We start from the raw sequence: 13,017 nt of genomic DNA, 5'->3' as shown, positions 1-13,017 counted from the left end.
TCCTCCTACCCCTTAATTCCGGACATTTGAACGCCTTCGATGAAATAAGCCTCCGCATTAAGAAATAACAGCAGCATCGGCAGCATGTAGAAGACCGACGCTGCGAAGCCTACGCCTCTTGCCTCTTCCTGGACAACGGAAAGATAGACCGACAGCGGCTGTTTGAAGTCATCCTCGAGAAAGATAAGCGGCTGCTCGACCATGTTCCAATAATCGACGAACAAGAGAACGACGAGCGCCGCGAAGCCCGGTTTGATGAGCGGAACGATGATTTGACGAAAGATGCGCAAATGACCGGCTCCGTCCATATAGGCGGCTTCCACATAAACATTCGGGATCGACAGCATGAACTGCCTGAGCATGAACACGCCAAAAGCGCCGAAGATACCGGGTAATACGATGGCGCTTGCGCTATTCAGAAGTCCTAAACGATCGGCGATGATATAGTTCGGTACAAGCGTCACCTGAAACGGCATTAACATCGCCATCAGGTAAACGAAGAACATCCGGTCCCTCCCCCGAAAACGGAGCTTCGCGAAGGCATAGGCCGCCAGAGAGCCGACGACAACCTGCCCAGCGATGATGAGCGTCACCATATAAACCGAATTCCAAAAAAGGTTCAAATAGATCGGGGTCGCGATCAGCACTTTACCGTACTGTTCGAACGAAACCCAATCGGGTATGAGCTTCAGATTCACGAACGTATCCTTCCCGCCGGCCGCCGAGTCTGTCATCTTCCCGATCAGATCGTAGTTCGAGCCGATTTCACCCTCCGTCATAAGCGAGTTGGTGAAGGATACGACGATCGGCAGCAGCATCAAGATCGCGATCAGCGCCAGCGGAACCGTGATCGCGCCTTTGGAAATAATGGCAGCTTTCAGTTTCATTGTTTCTCCCCATCAATCTAAAAAATGAGTAAAGCGCCGCTCCAATGCAAACATCCAGGGCACAAGCACGAGCAGGCAAGCCACCATTAAAGCAGCGGCGGACGTCAGCTTCTGGATATCGAGCGACAAGAACATGTTGTTCATGTAATGCTGCAGCATATAGATGCTGTCATGCGGATAATCCCCGGCGATCAAATACGTTTCCCTGAATATCCGAAACGAACTGATCAGCCCCATCAGGACGACGAAAAACATCGTCGGTATTAAATAGACGAGCGTTATTCGGGTTAACTTATGGACAGGGCCAGCTCCTTCAAGCTCAGCCGTCTCGTAGTAATCCTTAGGGATTTGCTGCAATCCGGCTAAAAACAAGATGATGTTGTACCCGATGTTTTTCCAAGCATAGACGACGGAGAGCACGCCTCTCGCCCATTCCGACTTCATCCAATCGATCCGCGATAAGCCGACTCCGTGCAGCCAGCTGTTCACCGCTCCGTTCCAGTCGAACAGCACTTGCCAGATCAGGACAACGGAGGCGACAGGTACGACAAGCGGCAATACATAGGCGGTTCTGAGCCAATTCCGGATATAGATGTTTTGATTCAATAACAAGGCCAGCAATAACGATAAAACGATCGTGGCCGGAACGCTGACGGACGTGAACAGAAACGTATTCCGCGCTGCTTTAAGGAAGGAATCGCTCGCCAGCAGCTCCTTATAGTTGGTGAGTCCGACGAATGAGCCGCCCGTGGTTCGATCCATAAAGGAGTAGTACAAACCCATTCCGAAAGGAATCAAGTAAAAAACCAGGAAGCCCAGTGCGCTGGGGGCAAGAAACCAGATCGCGACGAAGCTGTGCCTCCGCATGACTTTACGAAACATGGCAGTTATCACTCTCCGCCCCTTCCTTTAACGAAGACTTTCGATCACGCCATTGGTGATAGCCGTCGATAGTTGCTCTTGAAAAGACTCCGTTTGCATTCTCGCTTCCTCATTCTTATTCGAAATGTATCCGAGCTCCAACAGAACGGCCGGCTTTGCGTTCTCACGGATGACGTGATAATCGCCGAACTGTACGCCTCTGTCCTTCGTATGCATGTCCTGCTTAAAGAGCTGCTCATGAATGTGCTCGGCGATCTCCCGATCATGCGGTTTATTGTAGTAAGTCGTCATCCCGTACACATCGCGGGTCTGAAAAGCATCAAAGTGGATGCTGATGAACAAATCCGCATTTTCGGTTTGCGCGACTGCCGTTCTCCCTTTCAGCGAAATCGTCGTATCGCTATCCCGCGTCATCACGACGGTCGCACCTTGCCCGGCTAGTTTCTCTTTTACATTTAGCGCGGTAAGCAGCGTAACGTCTTTCTCGTACGTTCCCGCTCCGCCGGTGGAGCCGACATCCTTGCCGCCATGGCCGGGATCGAGAACGATCGTTTTACCGCTTAAAGCCAAATTTGCAGCTTTGCTTGTTTCCGTTTCCGTCGTGGTCGCTGGTATGACGGGACTTGATTTCGACTTCATTGCTCCTTCGGATTTGATTTGGAAGAGACTGGCGGACAAGATAACTCCGACAACGGCTATGGCTAAATACTTGGTGGTTGTTGTTTTCATAGGTTGATTGTAATAGCAGCGTATGAAGTAGAAATCGAGCCTGAATAAAGATGAGATAAAGATTGATAAGTAATTCGGAAATAAAAAAAATCGGACGTTCAGTCGAACGTCCGAAAATTCTAACGGTCAGCGATGACCGTTAGAAGCATGTATTCGATAGATTGAGCTTTTAACGGCCATAAATAACCGTTAGAACTAAATTCACTCATCAAACTGTCGATATCTGCCTACTAACGGTCAAAAATGACCGTTAGATTTAATATTTCATTAAATTTCCCCTGTAACGGACATGGATGGCCGTTACATAAATACGATTACCTATTCTTATTCAAGCGAAAGTAAAACGCGACGCCATCCCTCGTATTGCGCGCTCCGTATTCGACCCCGTGCAGCTCCAAAATATTTTTGGAGATGGCGAGTCCCAGCCCGGTGCCGCCCTCGGATCGCTGCCGCGCCGCATCTCCCCGATAGAAACGATCCCACACTTTATCCAGCTGCTCCTCCGGAATCCGTGCTCCTTTGTTCTCGACGCAGACGACGATTTGATTCCCTTCTTCGACCGTGGAGACGATGATTTCATGCTCGTCCGGCGTGTACCGGATCGCGTTCGTCATGAAATTCGTGATCACTTGCTCGATCCGGTGCTGATTGGCTGCGACTAGCGCGGGAACAAGCAGAACAGTTAACCGCAGTTGCTTGGCCGCCATCCCCGGCGCTAACTGCTCGCAGATGGATTCAATCGACTTATCGATGGCAAATACGTCTTGCCGCATCTTGTAGGTGCCGGACTCGTATTTGGCCAGCTCCAGCATATCGACGATGAGATGGTCCATTTTATCGACTTCGTTCTCCATCGCTTCGAAGTAATGGTCCTTCTTATGCGCGGCCACGCCGTCCTTGAGAATCGAAATGCAGCTTTTCATGACGCTGAGCGGCGTCTTCAACTCGTGAGACACGCCCGCGATAAACTCTTTCCTCGTGTTCTCCAGCTGCTTCTCCCGCTCGATATCTTCGCGCAGCTTGCCGATGTACGAATGCAGGGTAGCCGATAATTGGTTGATGTTACGCGACAGATCCCCGATTTCGTCCCGGGAACGCACAGGGAGGCTTTCCGAGAAATCGAGGTTGGCGATTTTCTGCGTCGTCTGATTGATTCGCAGCAGCGGCCTTGCGATTTTCAAGGAAAAGTACAGCGCCGCGATCAGAATGAGCACGATAACGAACACGACGATATAGACATAATAGTCCTTCATCATTTGGACGGCTTCGTCGACCGGCTGCAGCGATGCCATGGCGAAGATATAGTTTGTCGTTCCGTTGTCATAATGCACGGGCTGGATGAACAGCTTATATTTCACGTTATTTTGCTCGTAATCCTGAATGAGAAGCGAATCCGTCAGCTGCAAATCCTCGAACAGCAATTTCTCTTGGAAGGCATTGATCTGTTCCAGGAAGAGCGCATTGGAATAGTAGATCGCATCCGATGAGCCTCCGGCTTGCGGAACCTTGATGTCCGTGACGACGCCAAACAGACTTGCAAACTTCTCTCTGCTCGAGGAGAACGAATTTTTGCTTAGCTCGATCTTATGACTATCGATGTTCCAGAAAACTTTACGCTTGAATGGCTCGTTGGCATACAGCAATTCCCCCGACGGATGCTGCAGTACAATGGGGATGAACATGGAAGTGCTCTTGATTCCCAGAACGATCAGTTGGTCCCCGATCTTAACCAACGCTTGTCCCGAGACGGCTTCCTCCATGCTCATGAGCGCATAGAGCGGGACTTTAATGCGCATTTCCCGTTCCTCTTTCGTCAGCGCCTTCAGCAATTTGATTTCCAGGTAAAAGTCGTTTACATGCTTGAAGCTTCCATCGTGATCCAGGCTTGTAATCGTGACGTTGTTCGTCCGGTAAAAATCCTGCTCCAGCGATTGGATCGCAAGCGAATTACCGCGCGCATCCATATAAGCTGTTTTGAAAGTCGCCAGCTTCGCCCGCAGGTCGTTTACTTTCCGGTTTGCATAGTAGTCCTTGAAAAATATCGTTTGCCCGACGTAAATAACGGCCAAGATGAGCATGCATAACGCTGCCGTGAGCAAAAACAATTTCGTTACAATGCCGATTCTCATGCGTTTGCCTCGAATTTATAGCCGGTGCGAACGACCGTAACAATCATGCCGGCTTTGACGCCAAGCTTCGTGCGCAAGTTGCGGATATGGGTATTTATCGTGCGATCGTCGCCGGCATATTCATAGCCCCATATTTTTGTAATGAGCTGCTCTCGCGTGATCACGATGCCTGGATTCTGCATGAGGTACGTAAGAATCTCGAATTCGGTATGTGTAAAGTTAACCGCAGCCCCGTCAATCGTAACGCTCCTCGACGGAATATGAGCCCTGATCCCGTTTGTGTTTACGGAATCGTCCGGCTGCGCCGACTTGCCGATTCGGCTGCGGCTCTCAAGCAGACGCTTCGCTCTGGCAAGCAAGACGGGCGGACTGTACGGTTTCGTCACATAATCGTCAGCGCCCAGCTCAAACCCAAGCAGCGTGTCATCTTCATCAACCCGGGCGGTCAGCATAATTATCGGGACGTCGGATTGCTTGCGAATTCGCCGGCAAACCGACCAGCCGTCCAATTCAGGCAGCATAATGTCGAGCACGACGAGATCCACTTCATGCTCCTGAAACGACAGCAGCGCAGCCTTCCCGTCAGCGGCCTCAAGCACCTTATACCCTTCGTTTAGAAAGTAGTCTTTGCTGATCTCGCGCAATATGTCCTCATCTTCGACGATCAATATGGTTTTCATCTCAAGCTCCCGTTTCGCGATAGTCTAGGATCAGTTTATCGGTAATCAATCAAGAATAGATGCAGATGATGTAAAGATGAGATGAAGTTATGCATACAAAAAAACCACATGGAGGAAACATACACGCCCATGTGGTTTTACTATTCCCAATAGATGGATTTTTAGCTTCAAGCGAGCAGTACTTTATATACTTTAATCATGCTCATATGCATGCCTTCATGATAGAGATTCAGGCTTAGAAACTCTTCCGGCGATGACAGGGTAATCCCCATTGAAGTCGTATACGGCTGAGGAACCTTCTCCTCCAAGCGATGCGAGATGGCCTCTTGGATACGCTCCACCTGGCTGCCAAGTAATTGCTTTAATTCATCAAGCGTAGGCAACGCGTCTCCTTCCGCCCAATTGAGCGGCGAAGTGCCGAATTCGAACCATTCTTTGAAGCCTTCAGGCCGCTGAAGCGGAAGCTCCAAGTATTGAAAAGCAAACCGTTCCTGCACAACGTAGATATGTCCCAGCTGCCAGCGAATCGAATTGCGGAATCCATCCGGTATCCGGTCTGCCAGCTCCTCCGTAACACCTTTCAATAGCTTCAATGTCTGATTTCGCACAAATTTGAGCTGCGTGAATAAGAACTGATCCATGGTCGCTTTCACTCCAATCGATTGACTATGTGTTCCACTATATCATGTTCGATGACCGGGATGGCAGGGAAATAACCGCGTGAAGGCGAATTATTCGGCCTACTACCACTTCCAGGAAAAAGGCGGATCACTCATGCTAAGCACAGCTTTCCTACTCGTACTGGGCTCAGGATTTCTGCACTCCGTTTGGAACTTATTCACGAAACGCAGCCTCGACAAAAATGTGTTTCTCTGGTTGTGTCAGCTCGTTGGCATTGTGCTGATGGTGCCTTGGGCGATAGCACTTTGGGATGGCTCACAACTAAACAGCAACGGATGGTGGATCATTGCGGCTGCCTCTGCCCTTCACGGTCTGTATACCCTATTGCTGGCCGCAGCCTACTCCGTCGGCGACTTGTCCCAGGTGTATCCCATCATGCGCGGCACCAGCCCATTGCTGGTTCCGCTCATCGGGGTTACGCTGCTAAACGAACAGCTGACCTTGGCTGGTTATCTTGGCGTAGCGTGCATCGTGATCGGAATCGTCGCGCTCAGCAACATCAAATTGGGCGGCGCGGGCACTTCGCTGCGGGCGCCTCTGCTCGCACTGGCAGTCGGGCTTTGCATTGCCAGCTATATCGTCGTGGACAAACTCGCGCTCGGCTATGTGCCGGCCATCGTGCTGAACACGATAACAACGGCAGGCAATCTGCTCGCTTTGACCCCTGCGGTTATTCGCGCAAAGGGCATGAAACGCGAGCTCCGTCACAATGGCAAGATCATGCTGTTATGCGGGCTTATCGCGCCGGGCGGCTATTTGATTTTCTTATATGCGCTGTCGCTTGGACCTGTCTCCCTGCTTGCGCCGATGCGCGAAATCGGCACCGTATTCGGTACCTTGATGGGTATTCTCATTCTCCATGAGAAGCAGGGCAAGCAGCGGATCTGGTCTTCGGTACTGATCACCGGCGGCGTCATTGTGCTGGGTTTGTGGGGGTGACATTGCCGGACCGCCCGAATTAGAACTGCTGCGCGTCCGGCTCCAGCTGCCTAATCCTCTGCATATAAGCGACTACCCTGCGGTCCCGTGCGTGCGGATAATCGTAGCCAAGCTTCTCACCTAGCTCGACAGCCAGCTTGCGGAACAAATCCGTCATCGCGAAGAGCGCCCGCCAATTGTCCTCATGGCTCGCGCCGGCATAAGTTTCTTCCAGCTCGGACCACGTCCGGTCGTCCAGGTAACGTTTAAACCAGCGCCCGTTCTTCCCCGGATTCACATTCCACTCGTGATTCACTCCGATATGCCATTCGATCATCGGCATGAACATGTCGATGCGAATGACGCTGTCCAGCATGTACTTGGCGTAAAACAACTCGTCCCGCCACAAACTCTTCGCCACGTAGGTGATATCCCACCAAAAAGCGGTTACCCGCGAATGATAGTCTTCACGGGATGGCTTATCGGTGATAAAGCCGGTATGCTGCGGCGGTTTCATAGTCGCTGTCAGGCCGTCTTTATCCAGCAGCACGCGATACCCGATATCGAGCTCCTCCGGCAGCAGCGGCAGTCTCATCGTCTCTTGCAATTGTGCGACAAGATATACTTGAAAATCGATCCGTACGCCATCCTCGAATAGAACCAGCCGAGTAATCGAGCTCTCATGATCTTCCCGATAATCCGTCATGATCCCGCCGAACTGAGTAATCCACGCATCACTCCCGCGAAACGGAGTCACGTCCGTCACCACAAGCTCGATATCATAATCCGACAGCAAATCGACCGGGGCATTGGGGTTCGCACGCGAACTCGTCAAGATGACGGCCCGAATCATGCTGTTCTTCTGTGTCCACGCCACCAGCTTGTCAAGGATTTCCTCCATATTGCGCATTGGTTGCAGACTCCTTATCGTTTCGTTGTATTCGTGATGCCAAAGGGCACATGCACAGAGGGTACGCTGCGCGCGACGCCTTCGATATGACCCACCTGATCGTCAAAAAAGATATGGGGCTTAAAGATGCCGAGCACCCTCCCTTTATCGATGCCGCCCAGAAAAAAAGCTTCATCCACGCGAATATCCTGCTCCCGCAGCGTCGTGATGACCCGTTCATGCGCCGGCGCATTGCGCGCGGTCGCAATGGCGACTCGGATCTTCGGCTTGTAGGCCGGATTTAGCAGCTTCTTCTCGCTCTCGCGTTTCTGCAGCTTGGCAATTTCGCCGAAGAAACGGAACAACGGTCCGCCGGGCAGCGGCTCGCCCGCTTTGCTCCGCTCATGATCGTGGAACGAATGCAGCGCGCCGCCTCGCTGGAATACGGTCTCGGCCGAGTCGTCGGCAATGATGCCGTCAAAGTCAAAGGCGATGCGCAGCTCCTCATCTTCATCATCATCGACGTAATCGGTCGGATAGATGCAGCCGGCCGGGTAACCATGCTCGACGGCTTCCTTCACATCCTCCGGGTTGCCGGAGAGGAAGAGCGACGCATTGAAGGCGTCCAAGTACAAGAACGGATTGCTGCCTGCCACGAAGACGGCGCGGCTGATCGGCAGCTTGTAGTGCTCGATCGACTTGAACACGCGAAGTCCGGTATCGGGATCATTGCGCGAGAGCAGCACCACTTCCACGAGCTGTTCCTCGTCGGACGCGTGGATGCGAAGCAATCTTTTGATCAGCGGGAAGGCGACGCCTGTCGCCAAGATATGGTTCTCGTTCTCGCGCTGGAACTTGCGATACTCGTCCTCTCCGCGTTCGCGGAAGACTCGATCCGATTCTTCGAGATCGAATAAGGCGCTGGAGGCAACGGCGATGACGAATTTATTTTCGATGGGATAGGGCATAGTGGTTGAACCTCCTTATTCCTGATGGGCAGTGCGGTAACAGCATCCCCTCCATCTTACCAAGCCGTCCGAATATCCGTACAGCGCAATATAACATTGTATCCCAGCGCGCCGGATGTTTATAATTAGTCCAATGAAGCTATAGAGAAGAAAGGACGGATCAGCCATGTGGAGTGAGCTGTGGAGATTGTTTATTTCGTTCGGCAGAGCAACGATGCTGGGCTATGGAGGCGGACCGTCCATTATCCCCTTGTACGAGAATGAGGTTGTGAGCCGCATGCGGTGGATGACAACGGAGGATTTCGGTCATGCGCTCGCGTTCGGCAACTCGCTGCCGGGACCGATCGCGACGAAGCTGGCCGCCTATATCGGCTTCAAAGTAGCCGGCTGGGCAGGTGCTGCGGTTGCCCTCGCTGCCGTCGTGATGCCAACGGCTCTGCTGATGATCGTGCTCGTTGGCGTCATGTCGAAGCTCCAGAATAACACGATCATCAAAGGCATGATCCGCGGCATTCAGCCTGTCATCTTCGTGATGATGGCAATGCTGGCGTACGATTTTGCCAAATATGCCATGAAGACGACACCGGGTGTGATCACCTTCATCCCCTTCCTGCTTGCCGTTGCATTCTTCATCATGGTGTACTACTTGAACCTGAATGCGGTATGGGGCATCATAGGCGCGCTGGCGATCGGGGCATTGTTCTTGCGGGGTTAGTAGGGTGCAGGCGTACATAGGAACATCCCGGGCTGTGGGCGGCCTCGGGGTGTTTTTGCATATATAGGCGGGATGATCAGTCCAATTGCCTCTCGTTCTCATAAACTAGTACGACAACATTTACTAGAATGGAGCTGAAGGGATGCAAGCAAAGAGCCCCAGCAATGTGAAAGCCATTGATGTATCGCACCATCAAGGCGTGATTGATTGGAAGAAGGTAAAGGCGGCCGGCGTGCTCGCTGCTTTCATGAAGGCGTCGGAAGGCACTTCATTTAAAGACGATAAATTCGCAACGAATGCAAACGCTGCGGCCGCAGCCGGCATCAAAACCGGCTTTTACCACTACGCGCATCCGGAGTCGAATGATGCCAAGTCGGAGGCGGCTCATTTTGCCAATACGATTAAGGGGTTTAAATCGGACTTTCCGCATGTGCTCGATGTGGAAGGAGATGCGGAACAGCTCTCCACTTCGAAGCTGACCCAATGGTGCGTGGATTGGCTGACTGAAGTCCAGCGGCTGACAGGCCATCCTACCATGCTTTATACCGGCGCAAGCTTCGCCAAAACGGAGCTCGCTCAGCCGCTCGGACAATGGCCGCTGTGGGTCGCCCATTATAACGTAGACAAACCGATGGATAACCCGACTTGGAATGAGTGGGCCGTATTCCAATATTCCGATGATGGGAGAGTCGACGGTATTGGAGGCGATGTCGACATGGATGCGATGGAGCAGGCGTTCTACAACCTCTATGCCAATCCGGGCCAGCCTCAGCCGCAAAGTCCGGAAGATACGATCAAAATCGTCGTCAACGATAAATTAGCCGCCTATGGCCGGATTGTCGACGGCAGCACCTACGTGCCGCTGCGCCAGCTCGGCGAATCGCTCGGCGTTCCGGTTTATTGGGACTCCGCGACCTCAACCCCATACGTGAATGGGAAGCCGGTCAAGAATTATAAGCTGTTCGACGACAGAACCTATATCGGCATTCGCGCTTCAGCCGAGCTGCTCGGTGCCAAAGTGTCGTGGGATAGCGTGAACCAGAAGGTTTACATTTACATGTAACTGGCCGGTGTTGCGACATTTAACGAATCCGGTTGCAGGTACGCGACCAGAAACCTAAATAGCGTCTCCACGGTTCGTTAGATCCGAGGAGACGCTATTGTCGCATACATATAGATTCGCCCCAGGTATCGAAACCCCGCTCAGGCTCACTACTTATTGGAAGTGGAACCATTCCCAGTCGATCGTACAGCAATATGTTGCGGTTCATGCAACATATTGACCTTCAAAGTAGCCTCTTACAGTGAAATGTTGCACAATAAGCAACAAATTCGAATAATCGGACTCCGGAGCGGTAGTTCTAGCTGGAAATGTTGCCTATTACGCAGCATTTCCTAGGACTGAACCAATTCCCTTCGTAAATGTTGCACAGCATGCAGCATTTCTCGCACCACTCTCGCAGCTTCCCCAGTGAGCGGTGTCGATTCGCATGAAATCGGCCAGACTGCGGCCTAATCCGCGAGATGCAGAACAATTCGGCCTCGGCCATGGCCGCTCTGGCACAGGTCTTGCGCCTTGGCAGCCTCCGCAAGCGGAAACCGCGCGCCGACATGCGTCTTCACGAGGCCGTCAGCCATAAGCGCCGCAATCTTACCCAGCGAATCCGCCGCTGGCAGCTTGTTCGAGAACATCGCTGTTACGCCTCGTTCCTGCGCGCGCTCAGCCGACGGCTGGCTCACCAGCGAGATCAGCCGGCCACCCGGCTTCAGCACATCGAACGATCGGTTCTGCGTCTCGCCGCCTACCGTATCGAGCACCAAATCAACATCAGCCGCCACATCCTCGAACCGCGCCTGCTTGTAATCCACGATAACGTCTGCGCCCAGAGAGGCTGCATAGTCGACATTGTCCGTTCCGCAGGTACCGATCACTTCAGCGCCTCTCCATTTGGCTAACTGCACCGCGAACAAACCGACTCCGCCGGCCGCACCGTGAATCAGCACCCGCTCCCCCGCTTCAAGCCCGCCGACCTCAAACAATGCTGACCATGCGGTCGTTGCGCCGCCGGAAATTGTAGCTGCTTCATCGAAGGAGATCTCATCCGGTTTCGCTGCTAAGAATTCCACCGACGCAAGAGTATATTCCGCATAGGACCCGTGCGTTGTTCTTCCGAATACGGCCTGTCCCTTCGCAAACGAAGTCACGCCAGGACCCACTTCTTCCACAATCCCCGCCAGTGAAGATCCCGGTATATAAGGAAAGGTTAGCGGTCTGAATTGTTTGAACATGCCCTGCCTAACTTTCCATTCAATCGGCAGCACCCCTGCGGCATGGACACACACAAGCACCTCTCCCTCTCCTGGCTGCGGGCGTGGAATTTCTTCGAGCTGCAGTTCCTCGGAACCGCCATATTGGTGAACGCGTATCGCCTTTATCGATTGTTCGCTGATTGCATTCCTCATTCATTCTAACTCCTCTCACAAACCCTTCTATATCGCAACAAGTTCAAAGCAAGACTCTCTGCTTTTTACTCCAGTTTATCCACCGTCGCTAATAATGTATAATACATATTAAATTATGTCTTCATAACATTAACATTATGAATGATTGGAGCAAAATGAGCATGGAATTGCTGCAGCTGCACTATTTTCAAAAGGTCGCCCGACTTCAACATATGACGAAAGCCGCTCAGGAGCTGCATATCGCGCAGCCTGCCCTTAGTCAAAGCATCGCCCGGCTGGAGGAAAATCTCGGCGTCCCCCTCTTCCACCGTCAAGGCCGGCAAATTCGGCTTAACAGCTACGGGCAAGCTTTTCTCGCCAAGGTCGATATTGCCCTGCATGCCCTTGAGGAAGGCAGGCGCGAAATCCATGATATGAACGGTACGGAGCGGGGACAGCTTCACATCGCGACAACGACCTTGGCTCGTTTCTCTGAAATGATTCGCGCCTTTATGGAGGATCATCCGGAGATCAATCTGCGCATCTCCCAGGTGTCGGCAGAGGAAGCCATCCCGTTGATCGAAGCCGGCGAGATCGATTTCTGCTACACGACACCACCCATCGATAAGTCCGGGATCGGCAGTGTGCCGCTGCTGCGTGAGGAGATCTATATCGCGGTTCCTCCCCACCACCGACTTGCGGACCTCCCTCTTATTAACCTGAGCGAAATCGCTGACGAGCCTTTCATCGGCATGAAAGAGGGGACACGACTGCGCGGCATGATGGATCAGTTCTTCAGCTCGCGCGGCATGAAGCCCAACATCGTATGCGAGGTGGATGAACCCGCGGCGCTGCGCAGCTTCGTCGGGGCCGGCCTGGGGATCGCTCTCTTATCCGCCTGCAAGAAAGAAGAGGCTTCCCCGCTCGTTCTGCTGCCGATCAATGATCCCAACTGCCGCCGCACCATCCAGCTTGCTTGGCTGGAGAAGCGTTATCTGTCGCAGGCTGCGCACTCGTTCAGGGAGTATGTCACGCATTATTTTGCAAAAGATGCCAAAAGCTGAATAGTCCCGCTCCCCTTCGCGAACAATGTAACT

13 protein-coding genes are annotated in these 13,017 nt (G+C 52.6%); 4 read left to right on the top strand and 9 right to left on the bottom strand.

Features of this window, described 5'->3' with window-relative positions; translation table 11 throughout:
- Nucleotides 1–5: 5 nt before the first annotated feature.
- The 6 genes from I8J30_RS18800 to I8J30_RS18775 form a co-directional block, all read right to left on the bottom strand.
- Nucleotides 6–887 carry a carbohydrate ABC transporter permease gene (locus I8J30_RS18800; protein ID WP_210660660.1) on the bottom strand — a complete coding sequence of 294 codons (882 nt, stop codon included), beginning with the start codon at nt 885–887 and terminating at the stop codon, nt 6–8.
- A gap of 12 nt (nt 888–899) precedes the next feature.
- Nucleotides 900–1,769 (bottom strand): carbohydrate ABC transporter permease, encoded by an 870-nt coding sequence (locus I8J30_RS18795; protein ID WP_240548176.1) that lies wholly within the window; start codon nt 1,767–1,769, stop codon nt 900–902.
- 27 nt (nt 1,770–1,796) lie between these two features.
- Nucleotides 1,797–2,408 carry an N-acetylmuramoyl-L-alanine amidase family protein gene (locus tag I8J30_RS18790; RefSeq protein WP_210660658.1) on the bottom strand — a complete coding sequence of 204 codons (612 nt, stop codon included), beginning with the start codon at nt 2,406–2,408 and terminating at the stop codon, nt 1,797–1,799.
- 404 nt (nt 2,409–2,812) lie between these two features.
- Nucleotides 2,813–4,627: a sensor histidine kinase gene (locus I8J30_RS18785; RefSeq protein WP_210660656.1), complete on the bottom strand. Its 1,815-nt coding sequence runs from the start codon at nt 4,625–4,627 to the stop codon at nt 2,813–2,815.
- Complete coding sequence (locus I8J30_RS18780) at nt 4,624–5,307, bottom strand: response regulator transcription factor (protein WP_210660654.1); 684 nt, start codon at nt 5,305–5,307, stop codon at nt 4,624–4,626. The genes I8J30_RS18785 and I8J30_RS18780 overlap by 4 nt, the downstream gene beginning before the upstream one ends.
- Nucleotides 5,308–5,474: 167 nt before the next feature.
- On the bottom strand, nt 5,475–5,948 hold the full coding sequence (locus I8J30_RS18775; RefSeq protein ID WP_210660653.1) for a DinB family protein: 474 nt from the start codon (nt 5,946–5,948) through the stop codon (nt 5,475–5,477).
- A gap of 79 nt (nt 5,949–6,027) precedes the next feature.
- Here I8J30_RS18775 and I8J30_RS18770 point away from each other — a divergent pair, with 79 nt between their 5' ends.
- Complete coding sequence (locus I8J30_RS18770; protein WP_210660651.1) at nt 6,028–6,927, top strand: DMT family transporter; 900 nt, start codon at nt 6,028–6,030, stop codon at nt 6,925–6,927.
- Nucleotides 6,928–6,946: 19 nt separating this feature from the next.
- Here I8J30_RS18770 and I8J30_RS18765 read toward each other — a convergent pair whose 3' ends face one another.
- Together I8J30_RS18765 and I8J30_RS18760 are read right to left on the bottom strand one after the other, a co-directional pair.
- Nucleotides 6,947–7,816 carry an aminoglycoside 6-adenylyltransferase gene (locus I8J30_RS18765; protein WP_210660649.1) on the bottom strand — a complete coding sequence of 290 codons (870 nt, stop codon included), beginning with the start codon at nt 7,814–7,816 and terminating at the stop codon, nt 6,947–6,949.
- A gap of 14 nt (nt 7,817–7,830) precedes the next feature.
- Entirely contained in the window at nt 7,831–8,763 is a 933-nt protein-coding gene (locus tag I8J30_RS18760) for a 5'-nucleotidase (RefSeq protein WP_210660647.1), read from the bottom strand.
- A gap of 166 nt (nt 8,764–8,929) precedes the next feature.
- On the opposite strand from I8J30_RS18760, the gene I8J30_RS18755 reads away from it, so the two are divergent.
- Both I8J30_RS18755 and I8J30_RS18750 read left to right on the top strand, forming a co-directional pair.
- Nucleotides 8,930–9,478: a chromate transporter gene (locus tag I8J30_RS18755; protein ID WP_210660645.1), complete on the top strand. Its 549-nt coding sequence runs from the start codon at nt 8,930–8,932 to the stop codon at nt 9,476–9,478.
- Between the two features lie 142 nt (nt 9,479–9,620).
- Nucleotides 9,621–10,541: a GH25 family lysozyme gene (locus I8J30_RS18750; protein WP_210660642.1), complete on the top strand. Its 921-nt coding sequence runs from the start codon at nt 9,621–9,623 to the stop codon at nt 10,539–10,541.
- Nucleotides 10,542–10,990: 449 nt separating this feature from the next.
- On the opposite strand, the gene I8J30_RS18745 is transcribed toward I8J30_RS18750, so the two are convergent.
- Nucleotides 10,991–11,941, bottom strand: coding sequence for an NADP-dependent oxidoreductase (locus I8J30_RS18745; RefSeq protein ID WP_210660640.1), 951 nt, complete (start codon nt 11,939–11,941; stop codon nt 10,991–10,993).
- Nucleotides 11,942–12,102: 161 nt separating this feature from the next.
- Here I8J30_RS18745 and I8J30_RS18740 point away from each other — a divergent pair, with 161 nt between their 5' ends.
- Nucleotides 12,103–12,984, top strand: a complete 882-nt coding sequence (locus I8J30_RS18740; RefSeq protein ID WP_210660638.1) for a LysR family transcriptional regulator — start codon at nt 12,103–12,105, stop codon at nt 12,982–12,984.
- Nucleotides 12,985–13,017 lie beyond the last annotated feature (33 nt).

Origin of the sequence: Paenibacillus lignilyticus (assembly GCF_017942085.1) — a bacterium.
In the GTDB taxonomy this organism is placed as follows: domain Bacteria; phylum Bacillota; class Bacilli; order Paenibacillales; family Paenibacillaceae; genus Paenibacillus_Z; species Paenibacillus_Z lignilyticus.
The sequence above is the reverse complement of the archived record's forward strand: the minus strand, read 5'-3'. Positions and strand labels throughout refer to the sequence as shown.